The following is a 19,572-nucleotide window of genomic DNA, read 5'->3' as shown; positions in this document are numbered from 1 at the left end:
CCTCAAGCCATGCCTGCATTGTAGCCTTGCGGCCGCGAGACTTGTGTCACAACAAGAATCCGGCGCAAGGTCGCATCCAACGCCAATGACGATTGCTTCGCCCGCGCCAAAGGCCTCGAATCCGGCCAGTTGGCTCAACAACCAGCCTTACCTGCTGCTCAGCCTGAGCTCGCTGTTCTGGGCGGGCAACATCGTGCTCGCGCGCCATGTCGGCGCGCATGTGCCGCCGCTGACGGTGACCACAATCCGCTGGTTCGGCGTGTTCCTGATCCTGTTGCCGTTCGCCTGGCCGCATCTGAAGCGCGACTGGCCGAATTTGCGCAAAAGCCTGCCGCTGATGCTGTTCCTGTCGCTGGTCGGCTTTGCCTTCAACAACGCGATCTCGTACTGGGCGATGCAATACACGGAGGCGCTGAACGCGCTGCTGATCCAGTCGGCCGGACCGCTGTTCGTGGCGCTGTGGTCGCTGGTGCTGTTCGGCGTGCGGCTGACGGGTGCGCAGCTCGCCGGCATCGCGATCTCGCTTCTCGGCGTGCTGATCATCATCCTGCGCGGCGATCTCGCCGCGCTCGCGAGCATCAGCTTCAACAGGGGCGACATCATGTTCGCCTCTTCGCTGGTGGCGTTCGGGCTCTACTCCGCCTTCATCCCGCGGCGGCCGAAGATCCACCAGCTCTCGTTTCTCTCCTTCACCACCTTCTGTGGCGCGACGATGCTGCTGCCCGCCGCGATCTGGGAAACCCTCAGCGGCCGTGTCCTGCAACTCGACGGGGTGACGCTGGCGACGCTGGGTTATATCCTGATCTTTCCATCGACGCTGGCCTATCTCTTCTTCAACCGCGGCGTGGCGCTGATCGGCCCGAACCGCGCCGCGCCGTTCTTCCATCTGGTCCCGGTGTTCGGCTCGGCGATGGCGATCGTCCTGCTCGGCGAAAAACTCCAGCCGTTTCATTTGATCGGCTATGCGCTCGTGCTCGCCGGCGTCGTGTTCGCCTCGCGCCAGGGTTCTGCGGTGAAATAATTCCGCGAGGTGGGCCGCAAACTCCCGTCTTCCGATTTTTGCGAAGAGAAGCTAGGTTCCCCGCCAACGAAAAAGAGGGAACGTCCAGACATGCTGTCATCACTGATCCGCGCTCTGCGCACGGCCGGCGCAGCCGCACTTTGTCTCGCCGCCGCATCCGCCGCGCAGGCCGACAATTATCCGAGCCGCAACATCACGCTGGTGCTGCCGTTCGCAGCCGGCAGCGGCACCGACACCACGACGCGGCTGATCTCGCAGCATTTGTCGCAGGCACTCGGCGTCGGCATCGTGATCGAGAACAAGGCGGGCGCCAACGGCATGATCGCCGCGACCTATGTCGCGCGCGCCGCCCCCGACGGCTACACGCTGCTGGTGACGACCAACACCACGCATTCGGCCAATCCCTACCTGCTCAAGAGCCTGACCTACGATCCCGTCAAGGATTTTACTCCGATCGCGCGGACCGGCGACCTGCCCTTCATGCTGGTGGTTCATCCGGAGGTGCCGGCCAAGACCGTCGGCGAGCTCGTCGCCTACGGCAAGGCCAATCCGGGCAAGCTGAGCTACGCGTCGGGCTCGTCATCGGCGATCGTGTCGGGTGCGACCTTTGCGCACAATGCCGGGCTCGATCTCCTGCACGTGCCCTACAAGAGCTCGCCGCCGGCGCTCAACGACGTCATGGGCGGCCGCGTCTCGATGATGTTCGTCGACATCCTGACCGGCCTGCCCCACGTCAACGGCAACGCGCTGCGCGCGCTCGCCGTCACCACCAAGGACCGCTCGCCGCTGGTGCCGAACCTGCCCTCGATGCAGGAGGCCGGCGTGCCGGATTTCGACATCTCGTCGTGGCAGGGCTATTTCGGCCCCGCCGGCATGCCCAAGGAGATCGTGACCAGACTCAACGCCGAGATCAGGAAGATCGTCGAGAAGCCGGAGATCAAGGCCCAGCTCGCCACGCTCGGCATGGACGCCTTCTCCGGCACGCCGGAGCAGCTCGGCACGTTCGTGAACGAGCAGCTGGTGCTGTGGGAGAAGCTGATCACGAACGCGAAGATCGAGAAGCAGTAGGGGGTCTAGGAAGGTGTCATCGCCCGCCTTGTGCGCAATTGCGCACTGGGGCGGGCGATCCAGTATTCCGAGACGTTGGTGATTGACCCGATGGGCCGCGGCGTACTGGATGCCCCGCCTTCGCGGGGCATGACAGCCGAACAGTTGAAAAAGCAAAAAGGTGGGCACGGCGCTTGCGCGCCTTTGCCCACCCTACGAATTCCGTGCGTTCGGCTTTACGCCGCGCGGACCTTGGCGAGGAAGCCGTCGACCGCGCTGCGCAGCGCGCCGGACTGGCTGTCCAGCTCGCGGGCGTTGGTGAGCACGTCGGTGGCAGCAGAGCCGGTCGCTTCCGCGGCCGAGGTGACGCTGCCGATATTGGCGTTGATCTCGTTCGAGCCGGCCGCGACCGACTGGATGTTGCGGGCGATCTCGCGGGTCGCTTCGCCCTGCTGCTCGATCGAGGCGGAAATGCCGGCAGTGATCTCGCTCATCTCGGCGATGGTCTGGGTGATGCCGGAGATCGCCGTGACCGCGTCGCTGGTCGAGGTCTGCATCGCCGCGACCTGGGCGGAGATTTCCTCGGTCGCCTTCGCGGTCTGGTTCGCCAGCGCCTTGACCTCGGAGGCCACGACCGCGAAGCCCCGGCCGGACTCGCCGGCGCGCGCCGCTTCGATGGTGGCGTTGAGCGCGAGCAGGTTGGTCTGCGCCGCAATCGAGTGGATCAGCTTGACGACCTCGCCGATCTTCTCGGCGCCGGTCGAGAGCACCTGCACGGTGGCGTTGGTGCGCTCGGCATCGCTGACGGCCCGGCTCGCGACTTCGGTCGAACGCGTGACCTGGCGGGAGATTTCCGCAACCGAGCTCGACAATTCTTCGGCGGCCGCGGCAACCGTGCCGACATTGCCGGAGGCTTTTTGCGAGGCGGCGCCGACCGTCGCCGCACGCGACGAGGCGTCGCTGGCCGTCGCGGTCATCGACTGCGCCGTGCTCTGCATGCCGGCGGCGGCCGAGGAGACCGAGCGGACGATGCCATTGACGCTGCGTTCGAAATCGCTGGCGATGCCCTCCATCGCGCTGCGACGTTCCGCCGCGGCACGCTCCTTGGCATCGGCCTCGGTCTTCTCGAGGCCGCGGATGCGGACCGCGTTGTCCTTGAAGATCTGGACGGTCGAGGCCATCGCGCCGACCTCGTCGCCGCGACCAACCCCGGGAATCTCACCCTCGAGCTTGCCGTCGGCGAGATCCTTCATGCGGGCGCCGAGCAGCTCCAGCGGGCGACTGATGCCGCGGCTGATCAGCCAGGCAACGCCGCCGGCGACGATGACGATGCCGAGCATGGCAAGACCTAGCAGCCAGTAGACCGGGCCCATCTTGGCGTCGATGTCGCTGAGATAGGCGCCGGTGCCGAGATACATGTCGAAACCGGGCACCGCGACGGCGTAACCGATCTTGCTGATCGGCGTCTCCTGGCCGGGCTTCACGTAATCATAATAGAGCAGGATCGAGCCGTTGGCCTTGACGCCGTCCATCAGCTCGACGGAGAGCTTGCGGCCGTTGGTCACGACATCCATGCGGTTGGTGCCGATCTGCTTCGGATCGGGCGCGAGCTGGGTGATGCCGTCATAGGACGTGCCGAACAAATAGCCCGAGCCGTTGTCATAGGTCATCGCGTTGCCGTAGCGGCGAAGGTCGGCCAGCGCCGCATCCTTGGTCAGCTCGCCGGCATCGACGCGTTTCTTCAGCGCCGCGGCGTAGTTGCGACCCAGGTCGACGATCGACTTGGCCTGGTCGATGCGCGCATTCACCATCTCGCGCTTCATCAGATAGCCGGCGAGAACACCGGAGAGGCAAAGGCCGAACAGGGTGACGCCGACAAGGATACCGAGCTTGGGGGCGATCTTCAGATTGCTCAACTTCACGGGACAGCTCCGGCAACAATGGGATACGGGCGCGCAAGGGAATCGATAAATTTGATTCAACTTTTAGTGTGTGACCTCTTATCAACCTGTTACGGGCGGCTCCGTAGAAGCCCGGACGGAAGGCCGAAACAGTCGAATAAATCGCCGCAGCGGCAACCGACGATTGTACGCGACCGCTCCGATTTCGCGTAAAAGACGCAAAGGCCCGCCCACAAGGTGCGGGTCACAACAAGAACCGACAGACCAAATCGGGAGCAGGAAATGCCGAAATACAGGGTGGTGACGCCGAAGGGCGCGAGCTTCACGGTCGCAGGCAGCGACTATTCCTTCGAGCGCGAGGCGCTCGATCCGATCGATGCCGAGATCGTCGAAGCCCCCGCCAATGAGGCCGAGTTCATCGCCGCCGCGAAAAACGCCGATGCCATCTACGCCAAGGGCATCCCCATCACCAAGTCGATCATCGACGCACTTGATAGCTGCAAGGTGATCACGCTCGGCTCGGTCGGCGTCGACAGCGTCGACGTGAAGGCCGCGACCGCCCGCGGCATTCCCGTCACCAACATTCCCGACACCTTCATCGAGGAGGTCGCCGACCACGCCATGATGCTGCTGCTCGCCGGCTTCCGCCGCCTGGTCGAGCAGGACAGGATGGTGCGCGACGGGCGCTGGGCCGAAGGCCGGCCAGCGCTGTTGAAGATCCCACGGCTGATGGGCCAGACGCTCGGCTTCATCTCGTTCGGCCGCGTCGCGCGTGCAGTTGCGAAGCGCGCCGCCCCGTTCGGCCTGCGCATGATGGCCTACGATCCCTTCATCCAGGAAACGCTGATGTACGACCATGGCGTGATCCCGGCGACGCTGAACGAGGTGCTGTCGCAATCGGACTTCGTCTCGATGCACGCCCCGGCAAGGCCCGAGGTGCATCACATGCTCACCGAGAAGCACTTCCGGCAGATGAAGAAAGGCTCGGTCTTCATCAATACCGGCCGCGGCGCCACCGTTGACGAGGAAAGCCTGATCAAGGCGCTCCAGGAGGGCTGGATTGCGCATGCCGCCCTCGACGTGCTGGAGAAGGAGCCGCCGTCGCACAACAATCCCATCCTCAGCATGGAGAACGTGACGCTGACCGCCCATGTCGCCTCGGCCTCGGCACGGTTCGACGAGGCGCGCAAGCGCCGGGTGGGCTACGAATTGTCACTGGTGCTTCAGGGCATGTGGCCGGTAAGCTGCGTCAATCCGTCGGTGCTGCAGAACACCGCGCTTCGCCGCTGGCAACCCGTCAGCATGGATCGCGGACCGAACAGCTAGGCGGCCGGCGCCAAGCGCGCCGGGAATCGGAACGGCCCTTCACCGGCGATCAACGCCGGGAAGGGAGACATCATAGGGAGGAACTGATGAGGAACGACATCACGCGTCGTGATGCCTTGGTGCTGGGCCTATCTGCTACGGCGCTCGCGGCAACCGGTGTTGCAGCGCACGCCCAATCCGCGATCAAGGCCGCGGACGTCCCCGCCCCAAAATTGCCGATCGAGAAGGGCGCGTCCTTGCGCATGCTGCGGCCGGTGCGCTTCGTCCAGGCCGACGAAGACGTATTCCGCGCCAACGCAGCCAAATTCACCAAGGAAACCGGGGTCGAGGTCAAGGTCGACTTCGTCGGCTGGGAAGACATCAACCAGCAGACCGCGGTGACCTCGAATTCCGGCGCCGGCCCCGACATCATCATCGGCTTCTCCGACGCGCCGCACATCTATGTTGACAAGCTGATCGAGCTGACCGACGTCGCCGACTATCTCGGCAAGAAGTATGGCGGCTGGCAGAACCTTGCGAAGGCCTACGGCAAAAAGGCCAAGAGCGATACCTGGATCGGGCTGCCGTTCGGGGCCACCGCCGGTCCCCTGATCTATCGCAAGTCCATCCTCAAATCCGTCGGGTTCGACAAGGCGCCGGACGATCATGCCGGGCTCCTGGACCTCTGCAAGAAGCTGCAGAAGGCCGGCAAGCCCGCTGGCTTTGCGCTGGGCAATGCCGTCGGCGACGGCAACGGCTTTGCGGACTGGATGATGTGGTCGCACAATGCCTCGCTGCTGGATGAGGAAGGCAATGTCACCATCAACAGCAAGGAGACCATCGCGGCGCTGAATTTCGTGAAGGAGCTCTACCCGACCTTCATCGCCGGTACGCCGTCCTGGAACGACGTCAGCAACAATCGCGCCTATTCCTCGCAGGAAATCGGGCTGACGGCGAACGGCGTCTCGCTGTATTTCTCCCTGAAGAACGATCCGGCGACCGCGGCGATCGCCGAGGATTCCGAACATCAGCTGCTGCCGAAGGGCCTTGCACCGATCTCACCGATGTCGGGACTGACGCTGAACGCCATGGTGTTCAAGCACAGCCAGTATCCGAACGCGGCGAAGGCCTTCCTGCAGTTCATGCTGGAGAAGGACCAGTACGAGCCGTGGCTCAACGCCAACAGCGGTTACTGGTCGCAACCGCTTGCGGCTTACGCCGATGCGGCGGTGTGGAAGGGCGATCCCAAGGTCGCGATCTTCAGGGACACCATGAACAGCACGTATTACGCCGGCTACAAGGGTCCGATTTCGACCGCCACAGGTGCGGTGCGTGCGGACTATGTGACGGTGCAGATGTTCGCCTCGGTCGCGACCGGTGCGGCGACGCCCGAAGCCGCGGCTGCGGAAGCGGAACAGCGCTGCAAGCGGTACTTCCGCAGGCAGAGGTAGCGCCGACGACAACGCGGCCGTCATTGCGAGGACCGACGCGACGAAGCAATCCAGACTGCAACTGCGGAGGCAGACTGGATTGCTTCCGCCTTCGCCAAGGCTACGGCGGACAAGTCGCTTCGCTCGCAATGACGGTGTGGTAACAGCCTAGAACAGGACAACGACCCGATGTCCGTGACCACCCTCTCCTCCCCCGTACTGGCGCACCGGCAGCAATCCTGGCTGGTGCGGCTGTTCGACTACAAGCCGTTCCTGATCGTGATGTGCCTCGCGCCTGCGATCGGGCTGCTCGCCGTCTTCCTCACCTACCCGCTCGGTCTCGGCATCTGGCTCGCCTTCACCGACACCACGATCGGCCGACGTGGCGTCTTCGTGGGCCTTGAGAATTTCCAGTATCTGCTCACCGATCCCCTCTGGTGGGGCGCGGTGTTCTACAGCGTGTTCTATACGGCGGTCGCGACCTTCGGAAAGTTCGCGCTCGGCTTCTGGCTCGCGCTGCTGCTCAACAACCATTTTCCGTTCAAGAGCCTGCTCCGCGCCATCGTGCTGCTGCCCTGGATCGTGCCGACGGTGCTCTCGGCGCTGGCGTTCTGGTGGATCTACGATCCGCAATTCTCGATCATCTCCTATTTGCTGGTCGACGTGCTGCATTGGCGCACCACCAACATCGACTTCCTCGGCGCGCCCTGGCCGGCGCGCTTCTCGCTAATCGCGGCGAATATCTGGCGCGGCATTCCCTTCGTCGCGATCTCGCTGCTCGCGGGCCTGCAGACCATTTCGCCCTCGCTCTACGAGGCCGCGATGCTCGACGGCGCCAGCGCCTGGCAGCGCTTCCGCTACATCACCTTCCCGATGATGATGCCGATCCTCGCCATCGTCATGACCTTCTCGATCATCTTCACCTTCACGGACTTCCAGCTCGTCTACGCCATCACCCGCGGCGGCCCGGTGAACTCGACCCATTTGCTGGCGACGCTCGCGTTCCAGCGCGGCATTGCCGGCGGCGAGCTCGGCGAAGGTGCCGCGATCGCGGTGTCGATGATCCCGTTCCTGGTGTTCGCGACGCTGTTCTCATATTTCGGCCTGGCGCGCCGCAAGTGGCAGCAGGGAGAGAGCAATGACTGATACCGTCGCCCAAACTGCCGTGGCCGACGCGAAGGCGGCGCCCGATACCATGGCCTGGGATTCCGGGCTGCGGCGGCTGATGATGATCTACCTGCCGCTCGGCTGCTTCGTGCTGATCCTGCTGTTTCCGTTCTACTGGATGGCGATCACGTCGTTCAAGCCGAACGCCGAGCTGATGAACTTCAAGGATCACAACCCGTTCTGGATCACCTCGCCGACGCTGGCGCACGTCAAGCACCTGCTGTTCGACACCGCCTATCCGCGCTGGCTGTGGACAACGATGATCGTTGCGATCGGCTCGACCACGCTGTCGCTGATCGCGAGCACGCTCGCCGCCTACGCCATCGAGCGGCTGCGCTTCCGCGGCAGTCCCTATGTCGGCCTCGGCATTTATCTCGCCTATCTCGTGCCACCGTCGATCCTGTTCATTCCGCTCGCCACCGTCGTGGTGCAGTTCGGCCTGTTCGACTCACCGATGGCGCTGATCCTGGTCTATCCGACCTTCCTGGTGCCGTTCTGCACCTGGCTCCTGATCGGCTATTTCAAGTCGATTCCCTACGAGCTCGAGGAATGCGCGCTGGTCGACGGCGCGACGCGCCTCCAGATCCTGCGTCGGATCACGCTGCCGCTGGCGGTGCCCGGGCTGATCTCGGCCGGCATCTTCTCCTTCACGCTGTCCTGGAACGAGTTCATCTACGCGCTCGCCTTCATCCAGAGCGGCGCCAACAAGACCGTGCCGGTCGCGATCCTGACCGAGCTCGTCACCGGCGACGTCTACCAGTGGGGCGCGCTGATGGCCGGCTCGCTGCTCGGCTCGCTGCCGGTTGCGATCTTCTATTCGCTGTTCGTCGATTACTACGTGTCCTCGCTGACCGGCGCGGTGAAGGAGTAACACGAGCTAAGCAAGCCGCTCCTTAAGGCGCGGCGTGGCCCAGTCGAGAAAAGATCGGAGCTTGAGCGGCTCGGGCTTGCGCTCCGCATAGACGATATGCACCGGCCATGGCGCCTGTTCGAATGGCTCCAGCATCAAAACGAGCTTTCCTGCGCGCCGTGCGGCTTCCATCTTGTACGACATGACGCGAGTGATGCCGGCACCCGCGATCGCGGCTTCGACCGCAGCCTCGGAGTCGCTCAAAGTCAATCTCGACCGGATCGGCACCGCTACTTCGCGGCCGTCGATGACGAACTTCCAGTTCCGCTGAGCCGCGAGGCTGTCGATACTGATACAGTCATGAGCAGCCAGATCGGCAGGCACCTTCGGTTGGCCGTGCTTGGCAACATAACCGGGACTCGCACAGAGCACGAACCGGACCGAGCCGACTCGGGTCGCGATCAGGTTGCTGTCCGGGAGGTTGCCGATGCGAACCGAAATGTCGATATTCTCCTCGGCCGTGTTGACAATGCGGTCGGTCAGGACGAGCCGCAGCGCGATGTCTGGAAAGGCATCCATGAATTCGAGCGCGATCGGCAACAGGTGCATGTGTCCGAGCCCCCAGGGCGACGTGACCGCGAGATCTCCTTTCGGAATCCTGTACTCGCCGGAGACCTCGCGCTCCGCGTCGTCTACCTGCCCGATAATGCGCTTGCAGGCTTCGATGTAGGATCGTCCGACATCGGTCAGCTTCATCTGGCGCGAGGATCGCTGAAATAGTTGGGCCTTCAACCGCGCCTCCAGCTCGGCGACCGTGCGGCTGACTGTCGCGACCGGCGTGTTGAGGCGCCGCGAAGCGGCTGAAAAGCTTCCTGTCTCAGTGACCGCGACGATCACCGACATTGCCTCCAACCGGTCCATCGGATACGCTTTCCATATCTTGAGAAGGTGCTTCTCAAGCATACCGTCTGCTCCCCACAGCGACAATCGGCTACGCGGTGGATATGCGCAAAGCCGCCGTGCGTTTTGAATGCCGTCGCCCGGCCGTCAATCGAGGACGCTATGGAGTTAGAGACCAGAGCCCTGCTGTCGCGCCGCAATTTCTGTCTCTGCTGCCTGAGCGGTGCGGCGATTGCCGCTACTAACGGTTGGCTTTCGCCGCGGCAGGCCTACGCTGAAGCGCGAGGCCTTGTCAGCCTGATCAAGGACAGTGCGGCGACATCGCCGATCACCACGCACAAACTCCGAGGCAACATAGCCGTGCTCGAAGGCTCCGGCGGAAATGTCGCGGTCCTGACCGGTCCCGACGGCAAGGTTTTAGTCGATGCCGGCATCCGCGTCTCGCGTCCCCAGCTCACCAAAGCGATGGCCGATCTCGGCGCCGATCCCGTCACCCATCTCGTCAACACCCACTGGCATTTCGATCACGCCGATGGCAACGAATGGCTCCATTCCGCTGGCGCCAGGATCATCGCGCAGGAGAACACGCGAAAGTACCTCCTCGAAGTTCAGCGCGTAGAGGACTGGGACTACAATTTCCTTCCGCTGGGACCAGGCGGCATCCCCAGCGACGTATTTTCCAGCTCCTATGAGCTCAGACTCAACGGAACCTCGATCGGCCTGAAATATTACGGGCCCGCGCATACCGACAGCGACATCTCCGTCACCTTTGCAGAAGCCAACGTCGTTCATGTCGGCGATACCTTCTGGAACGGCATCTATCCGTTCATCGATTACTCGACCGGCGGCAGCATCAACGGGATGATCGCGGCTTCCGAAGCCAATCTCGCAGCGACCGGACAGGATACGATCGTGATCTCCGGTCACGGCAAGCCGGTTGGCAACAGAGCCGAACTCCAGGCGTTTCGCGACATGCTGGTGACGATCCGCGACAACGTCGCCCGTCTCAAGAGCCAGGGACGAACGCGGGACGAAGCCGTGGCCGCCAAACCGACCGCGGCCTTCGATGCGATATGGGGGCAGTTCGTGATCGACCCCGGCTTCTTCACCCGGCTTGTCTACCAAGGCGTTTGAAGCCGCGGACGACTGACGTCCGCAAAGCCACCGATTCTGGACAGGGAGATCGACATGAAAAGTGCAGAGGTCATGCCGCCACAAACCCGTATCGATCGTCGTTGCCTGGTCGTTGGATTGTCCGGATTGGCCGTTGCCACTGCTTCACCGGATGCATCGGCGAAACCGCAGCGCGACAGCCGCGGCACCACCGGTTCTTATCCGGTCGTCTACCATCGAACCAAATCCGTCGACGGGATCAAGATCTTCTACCGCGAAGCGGGGCCCAAGGATGCACCGGTGGTGCTACTGCTCCACGGCTTTCCGACCTCCTCGCACATGTTTCGCAACCTGATCCCGGCTCTGGCGGACCGCTATCACGTGATCGCTCCCGACTACCCCGGCTACGGCCAGAGCGACATGCCACCGCGCACATCGTTCAAATACACCTTCGATCGCTTCGGCGAACTCGTTGACGGCCTGCTCGGCCAGCTCGGTGTCACCCGCTATGCGATGTACGTCATGGATTACGGCGCCCCGGTCGGCTGGCGGCTGGCGCTCAAGCATCCCGAGCGCGTCAGCGGCCTGATCGTGCAGAACGGCAACGCCTATGACGAAGGGCTGAAGGAGTTCTGGAATCCGATCAAGCAATACTGGGCCGACGGGTCCGATACCAGCCGACAGGCATTGATGAAGCTGGTCACGCTGGAAACGACGAAATTCCAGTACACCGACGGCATGTCGGACGTGAGTCGGATTTCACCCGACAATTGGGTACAAGATCAGGCGCTGCTCGACCGGCCCGGCAACAGCGATATCCAGATGGACCTGTTCTACGATTACCGGACCAATCTGCCGCTGTATCCCGCGGTGCAAGCCTACTTCCGCAAGTACAAGCCGCCGACGCTGATCGTCTGGGGCAAGAACGATTTCATCTTCCCGGCCGACGGCGCCCATCCCTACAAGCGCGACCTGCCGCAAGTGGAGTTTCACCTGATCAACACCGGTCATTTCGCGCTCGAGGACAGGTTCGACGAGATGGTTCCGCTGATCCGCGACTTCCTCGCCCGCAAGATCGCCTGATAACCTGGAAGGAACGAACATGAACGCGGCCCTCCACGTCGTGGCCGCTCTGGCGGTCTCCACAATGTTTGCGGCAGCCGCCGTCGCCCAAAGCGCCCGCGACGTGCGCGGGCCCTCTCCGCTAGTTGCCATCGACAAGCAGGCGCCCGCCCGCCTGATAGTCGATCCACCGCTGGCCGAACAACTGGCGCAGGGCCTCGTCTTCATCCAGTACACCACGGAAAATCTCCGGATCGTGCCGGTGTTCGGCAAGGGCGCGCTCGACGTGTCGCCGCGCATCGGTCACGTCCACATCACGGTCGATGATGCGCCCTGGCATTTTGTCGATGCCAGTGGCGAGACCGTGATCGTGGTCGGACTGCCTCCGGGCCCGCACAAGGTACTGTTCGAGTTGGCCGATCCCACGCACCGCGTGATCGACAGCAAGACCATCAGCTTCGAGATTCCGGCGCGCTCTCCGGCACCGCCGAAACAATAGCTGCTGCGGCGTTTGGCCCGCTTTCACAAAACTGCAACATGCGATCCGCATAAGGCGTCGTCCACTAACAGGAGACGCACATGCGCGCGACTTTTCTCAGCACCGTCGCAACGATCATTCTCACCGCGAGCACCGCGCTTGCACAGAACGAGGGTGAATTCCCGGCGAAGCTCGCCGGCCACGTGGTGATGCCGGCCGCAACGTTCATCGACGCGCCGGCTGACGCCCCTGCCGATCTCAAGACCTCGGGCAAGTACACCACCGGCAAGCGCGTCGACGCGCTCGGCACCGTGATGGGCAAGTCCTATGAGCGGGCGACCGGCGTCTCGCTGCCCTTCAAGGGCCAGCCGCTGCAGGGCCATTCCGGCATCAAGCACATGTCCGACGGCAGCTACTGGGTCATCACCGACAACGGCATGGGCGCGCGCGCCAACTCGCCGGATTCGATGCTGTACCTGAACCGCTACAAGATGGATTGGGCCAGCGGCAAGATCGAGCGCCAGGAAACCATCTTCCTGCACGATCCCGACAAGAAGGTGCCGTTCCGCATCGTGCATGAGGACACCCAGAAGCGTTATCTCACCGGCTCCGATTTCGACACCGAGGGTTTCCAGATCATCGGCGACACCTTCTGGATCGGCGACGAGTTCGGCCCCTATATCCTGAAGGCCGACAAATCAGGCAAGATCCTCGGCGTGTTCGAGACGGTTGCCGACGGCAAGCCGGTGCGCTCGCCGGACAACTGGGCCGTGGCGACGCCGGGCGCGCCGGGCGCGACCTACACCAACGTCAACCTCCGCCGCTCCAAGGGCTATGAGGGCTTTGCGTCGTCCAAGGACGGCAAGTTCCTCTACGGCCTGCTCGAGGGCCCGCTGTGGGACGCCGACAAGAAGGACTGGGAGAAGGTCGACGGCAAGGAAGCCTCCCGCATCCTCGAATTCGACGTCGCCGCCGAAAAGTTCACCGGCCGCTACTGGCAGTATGTGTTCGAGCAGAACGGCAACGCCATCGGCGACTTCAACATGATCGATCAGGCCTCCGGCCTCATCATCGAGCGCGACAACGGCGAAGGCACCGCCGACAAGGCCTGCCCGCAAGGCACCCGCGGCGAGAACTGCTTCCCCGACATCGCCAAGTTCAAGCGCGTCTACAAGATCGAGCTGACCGACGCCAATGTCGGCAAGCCCGTGCGCAAGATCGGCTATATCGACCTCATGAAGATCCAGGACCCCGACAAGAAGGCGCGCAAGCCGCTCAATGACGGCGTCTACACCCTCCCGTTCTTCACCATCGAGAACGTCGATCGCGTCGACGAGACCCACATCATCGTCGGCAACGACAACAACCTGCCGTTCTCGTCCAGCCGCGATCCCAACAAGGCCGACGACGACGAGTTCATGCTGCTCGAAGTCTCGGATTTCCTGAAGGCGAAGTAAGCCGACGCTCTCTCCTCTCCCTCTTCCCGTTCTTACGGGGAGAGGGCTGGGGTGAGGGGCTCCATCCACGAAGGCGGTGGGAGTGCGACTCGCGGAGAGTCCCCCTCACCCGGAATCCGCGCTTTCAGCGCGCATTCCGACCTCTCCCCGCACGCGGGGCGAGGTAGAAAGAGCGGGCTACCTCACGATAAAGTCCACCGGAACAGTAAAGCTCATCGAGCTGTTCTTGATCTCCGCCGGGATCGGCGGGAACGGCGAGGCCTGGTGGATCATCGACGTGGCCTTGGCATCGAACGCGGCAACGCCGGACGAAGCGATGCGGCTGGACGTGACCTGGCCGTTACGGCCGATCGTGAAACTCACCCGGACCAGCCCGCGCTGACCGTTGCCGCCGGACGGATAGGAGTGAAGGCGCATCAGATGCGCACGGACGCGCTGATTGTAACTCGCAACCAGCGATGCGACCGCGCCCGCGCTCATGGCGGACGCTGCAGGTGCCTCCCGCTCGGCGCGCGGTGGCGCACTGGTGCGAGGCGCGGGGGGCGCCTCTGACGGCTTCTTTGCCTCCGGACGAACTACTTTCGGCTTTTCGGGCGCCGGCTTTTCCTGCGGCACGATTTTCGCGGGCTCCGGCTTGGCCGGTGTCGGCTCGAGCTTCTGCTCCGGCGGCGCCACCACGTCGGGCTTCTCCTGCGGCGGTGTCGGCGCGATGGTCTCCTCGACCGCCTGCCGCTGCATCGGCTCCGGCGGTGAGGCATCGGCCTCCTTCATCACCGGCCCCGGCACGACGTCGTCCGGCGTCGCCTCGGGCGCCGACGTGATCGGCGCCATGTCGATCATGATCGCAGGCAGGGTGACGCCCTGCTCCGGTTGCGACCGCACCCAATTCATCGCGATCACCGCAGCGATGACATGCAACGCCACGATCACCGCGCCCGATGCACCCCAGCGCGCGGTTTCGCGCTCGCCGAGCGGTTCATGCAGGGCAAAAGCGCTCGCCGACATCAGCTGCGTCCGTCAAGGCCGACCAGGGCGACCTTGAGATAGCCGCCATTGCGCAAGGTGTTCATCACTTCCATCAGGTCGCCATAAGAGACAGCCTTGTCTGCGCGCAGATAGATGCGCTCGTCCTTGCGGCCCTTGGTGGCGGCATCGAGCGCCGTGACGAGGCCTTCGCGCGCCATTGTCTCCTCGCCGACGGCCACCGTGAGATCCGGCTTCACCGTCACGAAGGTGGGCTTGTCCGGCCGCGGCGCGGGCTCGGCGGCGGTGGCCGGCAGCTCGACGCCGATGTCGACGGTGGCAAGCGGGGCCGCCACCATGAAGATGATCAGCAGCACCAGCATCACGTCGATGAACGGCGTGACGTTAATCTCATGGGTGACGTCGAGATCGCCGGGGTCGCCGCGCCTCAGCGGCGATCCCCCGCGTGCGCCGAGTTTCGCGGCCATGGCCTACTCCGCCGCCCGCGCCAGGCGGAACTCTCTGTTGTCGCGCTGCCGGCTGACCAACAGCATGAGCTGCGCCGAGGCGTCGCCGAGCAGCGCGCGGTAATTGGCGATGCCGCGGACGAGATGGTTGTAAATCACCACCGCCGGAATAGCCGCGACGAGTCCGAGCGCTGTCGCAAGCAGCGCCTCGGCGATGCCGGGCGCGACCACTGCAAGGCTCGTGGTGTGGCTCTCGGAGATGCCGATGAAGGAATTCATGATGCCCCAGACCGTGCCGAACAGCCCGACGAACGGCGCGGTGGCGCCGATGGTCGCGAGCACGCCGGTGCCGCGCGCGATCTGCCTGGACATCGCCGCCTCGACCCGTTCCAGCCGCAGCGCCACGCGCTCCTGGAGGCCGTCATCGACAATGCCGCCGGAGAGCTCCGCCTCCTTCGCGCAGGACTGGATGAGCTGGGCGACCGCATCATGCGCGTCGCCGGTCCGCTCCGCCGCCTCCGCCAGCTTCATCCTGCCCTCGAGCGCGCGCGTCCGCTGCACGGCGAGCGCGCTCTTGCGGCGCAGCTCGATGGTCTTGGCGAGCCACACCGTCCACGTCACCAGCGAAGCGACGGCGAGCCCGACCATCACCACCTTCACGATGATGTCGGCACCGAGGAACATGCCCCAGGGCGACAGATTGCGCGGCAACAGCGCTTCGTCGATCGCGAAGGCCGGGGCCGGCGCGAGCACCAGCCCAATTGTTAGGATCACATGCCGAAGCCCGAAATTGCTCTGCATCCTGATCTCCCGATCGGCAGAAGGAAATTATGCCACGCCCTGCGCCGCGATCCGGTCCGCCAGCTGACGGAACCGCACGAGCTGATCCGCCCGCAGCGCCCGGGTCTCGTCGCGACCGACAAAGACCTTGAACATGATGCCGCCGTCGGCATTGACGAAGGCGACGAAAGCCGAGGTCTTGCCCATGAAGGGACGCTCGACGAAGGCCAAGGCCGCGCAGCGCTCGTGGCGGAGGTGGCCGTGCAATCCCTTCGGCTGCATCAGGTTGAAATAGCCGCGGCCGACCTCGCCCGCCGGGACCGCGCCCGTGAACTCGAAGATCGCGTCATCCGTGTGCACGATGAGCGTGACCTCGCCCCACGCCGCGATGTCCTGCATGGCGGCGGCGAAATGCTCGCCGCCACCAACGCGCACCATGGACGACGGCAGCGCCTCGATCACCGCGCGCGGAGTGACCTTGCGCTCGCGCGCAACGTCCTCGATCACCGCGCCGGGATTGTCAGCCATATACGCCTTGAGATCGGCGAGATCGGTGCTCAGCATGTCCGGCTCCCTTTCGTGATCCGCCGCGATCTAGGCGGCCGCGTTCGTCTTGCGCTCGGTCATGATGACCTCGAACCCTTCGAACTTGGGATGGCCGAGATAGAGGCTTTCGCCGGTCTTGTTGTCGGCGCGCGCGTGAGCGCGACGGAATTCGTCCGACCGCGTCCAGGCCTCGAACGCCGCCTTGTCGACCCAGACCGTGTGCGAGGAATACAGCGTGTGGTCCTCAAGCAGCGGCCCCTTGAGCAGGTGGAATTCGACGAAGCCGGCCATGCTGCCGAGATAGGATTCGCGGGTGCGCCAGACGGTCTCGAAAGCAGCTTCCGAGCCGAGCTTCACCTGGAAACGATTCATGGCGATGAACATAAGATTTTTCTCCTGTCAGTCTTGTTGATCGGCGAATGCCGAGCGGATGTTTCAGAACGTGCCGAAGCCACGCTGGGACATCAGCGTGGCTCTGGCGGTCAATACGGCGTCCCGTTTGCTGTCGTCGGCGTACTCCTTAGATGCCGCCGAAGTGGTACTTCAGGCCTCCCTTGACCACGAGCCCGGGGCCGGCGCTCGCCCATTTCACGTCGTTTTGCGTATCGCCCGTGCTGCCGACCGGAATGGCGTAAGGCCGGTAGTACTGGTTGAGAAGATTTTCGACCGAGAAGTTCAGCGTGAGATCGGGCCGCGGCTGATACTGGGCGTAGAGGTTGACGAGATCGTACGACGTCGCCGGCGTATAGGTCGGCGGAATGTCGGTGTTCGCGATCACCGACGTCCACATCACCGAGAGGATCAGGGTCCGGTCCAGCAACCGCACGCCGGCGGTCGTCGTGACCTTCTGCGGCGGAACGCTGTACAGGCCAAATCCCGTCTGAAGGTTTTTGCCGTTCTGGTAACTGCCGGAGAGGCCGAAGAACCAGGTGTTCGCGTCGTACATCGCCTCGGCCTCGAGACCCTGGATGCGGGCGGACGCGACGTTCTGATATTGCAGGAACGGAAGCACGGTGATGGAGGGCGCCGGCGGCGGGCCGGTGGGGACCACCAGCGGATTTCCATAGGCGACCTGATCGATGAAGTCGGAGATGTCGTTGCGGAACACGTTGATCTTGCCGCGCAGCGTATCGCCCGCCGTGAACAGATCGTTCTTCTTGATGTTGAAGCCGATCTCCTTGTTCTTGCCGACCTCGGGCCGCAGATTCGGATTCGGGACGAAGCAGAAGGTCGAATCCGCGCCCGGACCCGGCGTGCCCGACGGACAGCGGAAGAACGAGTCGTTGACCGTCGCGCCCGAATGCGGACCGCTGACCAGCGTTTCCGTGATCGACGGCGCGCGATAACCTTCGGCGTAGCTGACATAGGGCGTCACGACCGCCGTGGGAACGAGCCCTACGGTGATCTTCGGCGACAAACGGTCGCCGCCGGACGACGAGGATGCCGAGGAGAGCTGATAATTGTCGTAACGAAGCGCGCCGATCACCTCGAGCATGGAGGTGTAATTGGCCTTCCACTGCACAAAACCGCCGGACACCGTGCGCTGACCGCCAGGCGTCGTCACTTCCGACGTGCCGGTCCTGTCCTGCGTCGACACCTTGTCCTGGAACGCGTCCAGTCCGTAGGTCACCGCGTGACGCCAGCTGCCGGTATCGAAGCGCGTGGTGTTGTACACGTCGACGCCGACCGTATCGAGCAGATATCCGCGGTTGCTGCCGATACAGCCGGACACGGCATTGCCGGGCACGCCGCCGCAGAAGACCGACGGCGTCGTGCTGGTATGCGCGGTCTTGACCTGGTCGTTCTCGGTGCGATTCCAGTAGACCTTCGCATCCCAGTCGAACCACTGGTCATCCGGCTGCGAATATTTCCAGCCGAGCGTCGTGGTGTAGTTCTTGACGTCGGACCTGTAGATCGACGTGCCGCTCAGGTTGTTGGCGCCGTTCGCATTGGTCGAGTTGGGATCGCCGGCACGGCGTGGCGGCTGACCCACGCTGTAGATGTCCTCCTGGAAGATGGTGCCGAGCTTGATCTCGTGCCCGTCGGCCGGGCGCACCGTCAGCTTAGCGATACCGCTGGTGAGCCGGTTGCCGGTATTGGCGACCTCGAAGCCAGTGCCGTCTTTGTAGCTCTCCTGCGTCGAATAGGTGCCGCCCGCGAACACGTCCACATTCGGATTGACGTGAACACCGCCGAAGGCCGAACCGAGCGCGCGTCCGTAATTGCTGCCAAGGATGGTCTTGACGTCGACGCCCCAGCGCTCGCCGGCACGCACGACGTCCTCGATATCCTTGGTGCGGAACGACGCCACGCCGCCGATCGCACCTGAGCCGTAGATGTTGGCGGTCGGACCACGAACGATGTCGATGCCGCTGATCAGCTCGGGGTTGAGAAAGAACGAGCCGTTGGCGAAATGGCCCGTGCGCTGATAGTTCTGCCGCGCGCCGTCGACGACGACGGCGACCCGGCCGAAATCCTGCAGGCCGCGGATATTGATCGAGGTCGACGGCTCGTCACCGCGGTTCTGAACCCATACGCCCGGCACATTATAGATGAGATCGCCGACCGTGCTGGCCTGGCGACTTTGGATCTGCGACGACGTCACGACGCTGACCGGTGCGAGCGCATCGACCGCGCGCTCTTCGGTCTTGGACGCCGCGGCCGTGATGGTGTCGAGCGCCTGGACGCCGACGATCGCCTGCGCGCGCGCATCCCACACGCTGGTGCTGGCCTGCTGCGGCTGAACAGCTTGCGGCTTGGCCGGATTGCGCTTGGCCTGCTTGGGCTTCGCCGGCTTGGATGATTGCGCGGTTTGATCTGCGGTCTGCGCAAAGCTGCTCACCGGCGACACCGCCGCAATTGAAACCACCGACGCGCCCAAAATCAGCGCGCGCGAATACCTAGCCCCGTCAGCCATACACCCAACCCAATCATGATATGTCTTGTTTGGCTGGCGTGCGCTCGCGCGGCGAGCGACTGGCTGGCTATTCTCTGGTGCAGGCCCCCCGGCCCGCATTGTTCCATTTGGTTACGTGGCAACACCCTGACGGTCAATGTCATCGGGTTGCAGTTTATATCGATTGTA

The 19,572-nt window shown here is 63.8% G+C and carries 18 protein-coding genes; 10 read left to right on the top strand and 8 right to left on the bottom strand.

Going from position 1 to position 19,572, the window contains the following annotated elements; genetic code table 11:
- The first annotated feature begins 85 nt into the window (after positions 1-85).
- Positions 86-1,021, top strand: a complete 936-nt coding sequence (locus tag AB7G19_RS07295) for a DMT family transporter (RefSeq protein ID WP_085398946.1) — start codon at positions 86-88, stop codon at positions 1,019-1,021.
- Between the two features lie 90 nt (positions 1,022-1,111).
- Positions 1,112-2,089 carry a Bug family tripartite tricarboxylate transporter substrate binding protein gene (locus tag AB7G19_RS07290; RefSeq protein WP_028161006.1) on the top strand — a complete coding sequence of 326 codons (978 nt, stop codon included), beginning with the start codon at positions 1,112-1,114 and terminating at the stop codon, positions 2,087-2,089.
- A 215-nt stretch (positions 2,090-2,304) separates the two neighbouring features.
- Here AB7G19_RS07290 and AB7G19_RS07285 read toward each other — a convergent pair whose 3' ends face one another.
- Positions 2,305-3,990 carry a methyl-accepting chemotaxis protein gene (locus AB7G19_RS07285; protein ID WP_071909796.1) on the bottom strand — a complete coding sequence of 562 codons (1,686 nt, stop codon included), beginning with the start codon at positions 3,988-3,990 and terminating at the stop codon, positions 2,305-2,307.
- 261 nt (positions 3,991-4,251) lie between these two features.
- Between AB7G19_RS07285 and AB7G19_RS07280 the strand changes: the two genes are divergently transcribed.
- The 4 genes from AB7G19_RS07280 (at position 4,252) to AB7G19_RS07265 (ending at position 8,742) form a co-directional block, all read left to right on the top strand.
- Positions 4,252-5,295 (top strand): C-terminal binding protein, encoded by a 1,044-nt coding sequence (locus tag AB7G19_RS07280; protein ID WP_028151051.1) that lies wholly within the window; start codon positions 4,252-4,254, stop codon positions 5,293-5,295.
- 86 nt (positions 5,296-5,381) lie between these two features.
- Entirely contained in the window at positions 5,382-6,725 is a 1,344-nt protein-coding gene (locus AB7G19_RS07275) for an ABC transporter substrate-binding protein (RefSeq protein WP_085398947.1), read from the top strand.
- A gap of 168 nt (positions 6,726-6,893) precedes the next feature.
- Positions 6,894-7,850 (top strand): carbohydrate ABC transporter permease, encoded by a 957-nt coding sequence (locus AB7G19_RS07270; protein ID WP_063981164.1) that lies wholly within the window; start codon positions 6,894-6,896, stop codon positions 7,848-7,850.
- Positions 7,843-8,742: a carbohydrate ABC transporter permease gene (locus tag AB7G19_RS07265; RefSeq protein ID WP_085398948.1), complete on the top strand. Its 900-nt coding sequence runs from the start codon at positions 7,843-7,845 to the stop codon at positions 8,740-8,742. Before AB7G19_RS07270 ends, AB7G19_RS07265 begins: the two co-directional genes overlap by 8 nt.
- A gap of 6 nt (positions 8,743-8,748) precedes the next feature.
- Here AB7G19_RS07265 and AB7G19_RS07260 read toward each other — a convergent pair whose 3' ends face one another.
- A complete protein-coding gene (locus AB7G19_RS07260) occupies positions 8,749-9,642 on the bottom strand; it encodes a LysR family transcriptional regulator (protein WP_085398962.1) in 894 nt (297 codons plus the stop codon).
- A 141-nt stretch (positions 9,643-9,783) separates the two neighbouring features.
- Between AB7G19_RS07260 and AB7G19_RS07255 the strand changes: the two genes are divergently transcribed.
- The 4 genes from AB7G19_RS07255 (at position 9,784) to AB7G19_RS07240 (ending at position 13,731) form a co-directional block, all read left to right on the top strand.
- Entirely contained in the window at positions 9,784-10,755 is a 972-nt protein-coding gene (locus AB7G19_RS07255; protein WP_085398949.1) for an MBL fold metallo-hydrolase, read from the top strand.
- A 54-nt stretch (positions 10,756-10,809) separates the two neighbouring features.
- Positions 10,810-11,817, top strand: coding sequence for an alpha/beta fold hydrolase (locus AB7G19_RS07250; RefSeq protein WP_085398950.1), 1,008 nt, complete (start codon positions 10,810-10,812; stop codon positions 11,815-11,817).
- Between the two features lie 19 nt (positions 11,818-11,836).
- Complete coding sequence (locus tag AB7G19_RS07245) at positions 11,837-12,295, top strand: DUF6130 family protein (RefSeq protein WP_085398951.1); 459 nt, start codon at positions 11,837-11,839, stop codon at positions 12,293-12,295.
- A gap of 80 nt (positions 12,296-12,375) precedes the next feature.
- Positions 12,376-13,731, top strand: coding sequence for an esterase-like activity of phytase family protein (locus AB7G19_RS07240; RefSeq protein WP_085398952.1), 1,356 nt, complete (start codon positions 12,376-12,378; stop codon positions 13,729-13,731).
- 177 nt (positions 13,732-13,908) lie between these two features.
- Here AB7G19_RS07240 and AB7G19_RS07235 read toward each other — a convergent pair whose 3' ends face one another.
- The 6 genes from AB7G19_RS07235 to AB7G19_RS07210 form a co-directional block, all read right to left on the bottom strand.
- Entirely contained in the window at positions 13,909-14,736 is an 828-nt protein-coding gene (locus AB7G19_RS07235) for a TonB family protein (RefSeq protein ID WP_085398953.1), read from the bottom strand.
- Complete coding sequence (exbD, locus tag AB7G19_RS07230; protein ID WP_063981157.1) at positions 14,736-15,182, bottom strand: TonB system transport protein ExbD; 447 nt, start codon at positions 15,180-15,182, stop codon at positions 14,736-14,738. The genes AB7G19_RS07235 and exbD overlap by 1 nt, the downstream gene beginning before the upstream one ends.
- A 3-nt stretch (positions 15,183-15,185) precedes the next feature.
- The gene (gene exbB, locus AB7G19_RS07225) at positions 15,186-15,962 is read right to left on the bottom strand and encodes a tonB-system energizer ExbB (protein ID WP_085398954.1); all 777 of its coding nucleotides are present in this window, start codon (positions 15,960-15,962) and stop codon (positions 15,186-15,188) included.
- 27 nt (positions 15,963-15,989) lie between these two features.
- Positions 15,990-16,505, bottom strand: coding sequence for a heme utilization cystosolic carrier protein HutX (gene hutX / locus AB7G19_RS07220; RefSeq protein ID WP_085398955.1), 516 nt, complete (start codon positions 16,503-16,505; stop codon positions 15,990-15,992).
- Between the two features lie 30 nt (positions 16,506-16,535).
- Positions 16,536-16,871 carry an antibiotic biosynthesis monooxygenase family protein gene (locus tag AB7G19_RS07215; protein WP_028151060.1) on the bottom strand — a complete coding sequence of 112 codons (336 nt, stop codon included), beginning with the start codon at positions 16,869-16,871 and terminating at the stop codon, positions 16,536-16,538.
- 136 nt (positions 16,872-17,007) lie between these two features.
- Complete coding sequence (locus tag AB7G19_RS07210) at positions 17,008-19,404, bottom strand: TonB-dependent hemoglobin/transferrin/lactoferrin family receptor (protein WP_085398956.1); 2,397 nt, start codon at positions 19,402-19,404, stop codon at positions 17,008-17,010.
- Between the last annotated feature and the right edge of the window lie 168 nt (positions 19,405-19,572).

Origin of the sequence: Bradyrhizobium sp. 215_C5_N1_1 (assembly GCF_052075935.1) — a bacterium.
Classification (GTDB): Bacteria; Pseudomonadota; Alphaproteobacteria; order Rhizobiales; family Xanthobacteraceae; genus Bradyrhizobium; species Bradyrhizobium barranii.
The sequence above is the reverse complement of the archived record's forward strand: the minus strand, read 5'-3'. Positions and strand labels throughout refer to the sequence as shown.

Bases quoted from the DNA above. Each gene is read 5' to 3' on its own strand.
- AB7G19_RS07255 (WP_085398949.1), top strand. From the start codon at position 9,784: ATGGAGTTAGAGACCAGAGCCCTGCTGTCGCGCCGCAATTTCTGTCTC.
- AB7G19_RS07265 (WP_085398948.1), top strand. From the start codon at position 7,843: ATGACTGATACCGTCGCCCAAACTGCCGTGGCCGACGCGAAGGCGGCG.
- AB7G19_RS07270 (WP_063981164.1), top strand. From the start codon at position 6,894: ATGTCCGTGACCACCCTCTCCTCCCCCGTACTGGCGCACCGGCAGCAA.
- AB7G19_RS07290 (WP_028161006.1), top strand. From the start codon at position 1,112: ATGCTGTCATCACTGATCCGCGCTCTGCGCACGGCCGGCGCAGCCGCA.
- AB7G19_RS07295 (WP_085398946.1), top strand. From the start codon at position 86: ATGACGATTGCTTCGCCCGCGCCAAAGGCCTCGAATCCGGCCAGTTGG.
- AB7G19_RS07275 (WP_085398947.1), top strand. From the start codon at position 5,382: ATGAGGAACGACATCACGCGTCGTGATGCCTTGGTGCTGGGCCTATCT.
- AB7G19_RS07245 (WP_085398951.1), top strand. From the start codon at position 11,837: ATGAACGCGGCCCTCCACGTCGTGGCCGCTCTGGCGGTCTCCACAATG.
- AB7G19_RS07215 (WP_028151060.1), bottom strand. From the start codon at position 16,871: ATGTTCATCGCCATGAATCGTTTCCAGGTGAAGCTCGGCTCGGAAGCT.
- AB7G19_RS07240 (WP_085398952.1), top strand. From the start codon at position 12,376: ATGCGCGCGACTTTTCTCAGCACCGTCGCAACGATCATTCTCACCGCG.
- AB7G19_RS07210 (WP_085398956.1), bottom strand. From the start codon at position 19,404: ATGGCTGACGGGGCTAGGTATTCGCGCGCGCTGATTTTGGGCGCGTCG.
- AB7G19_RS07260 (WP_085398962.1), bottom strand. From the start codon at position 9,642: ATGGACCGGTTGGAGGCAATGTCGGTGATCGTCGCGGTCACTGAGACA.
- AB7G19_RS07280 (WP_028151051.1), top strand. From the start codon at position 4,252: ATGCCGAAATACAGGGTGGTGACGCCGAAGGGCGCGAGCTTCACGGTC.
- exbD (WP_063981157.1), bottom strand. From the start codon at position 15,182: ATGGCCGCGAAACTCGGCGCACGCGGGGGATCGCCGCTGAGGCGCGGC.
- AB7G19_RS07235 (WP_085398953.1), bottom strand. From the start codon at position 14,736: ATGTCGGCGAGCGCTTTTGCCCTGCATGAACCGCTCGGCGAGCGCGAA.
- hutX (WP_085398955.1), bottom strand. From the start codon at position 16,505: ATGCTGAGCACCGATCTCGCCGATCTCAAGGCGTATATGGCTGACAAT.
- exbB (WP_085398954.1), bottom strand. From the start codon at position 15,962: ATGCAGAGCAATTTCGGGCTTCGGCATGTGATCCTAACAATTGGGCTG.
- AB7G19_RS07250 (WP_085398950.1), top strand. From the start codon at position 10,810: ATGAAAAGTGCAGAGGTCATGCCGCCACAAACCCGTATCGATCGTCGT.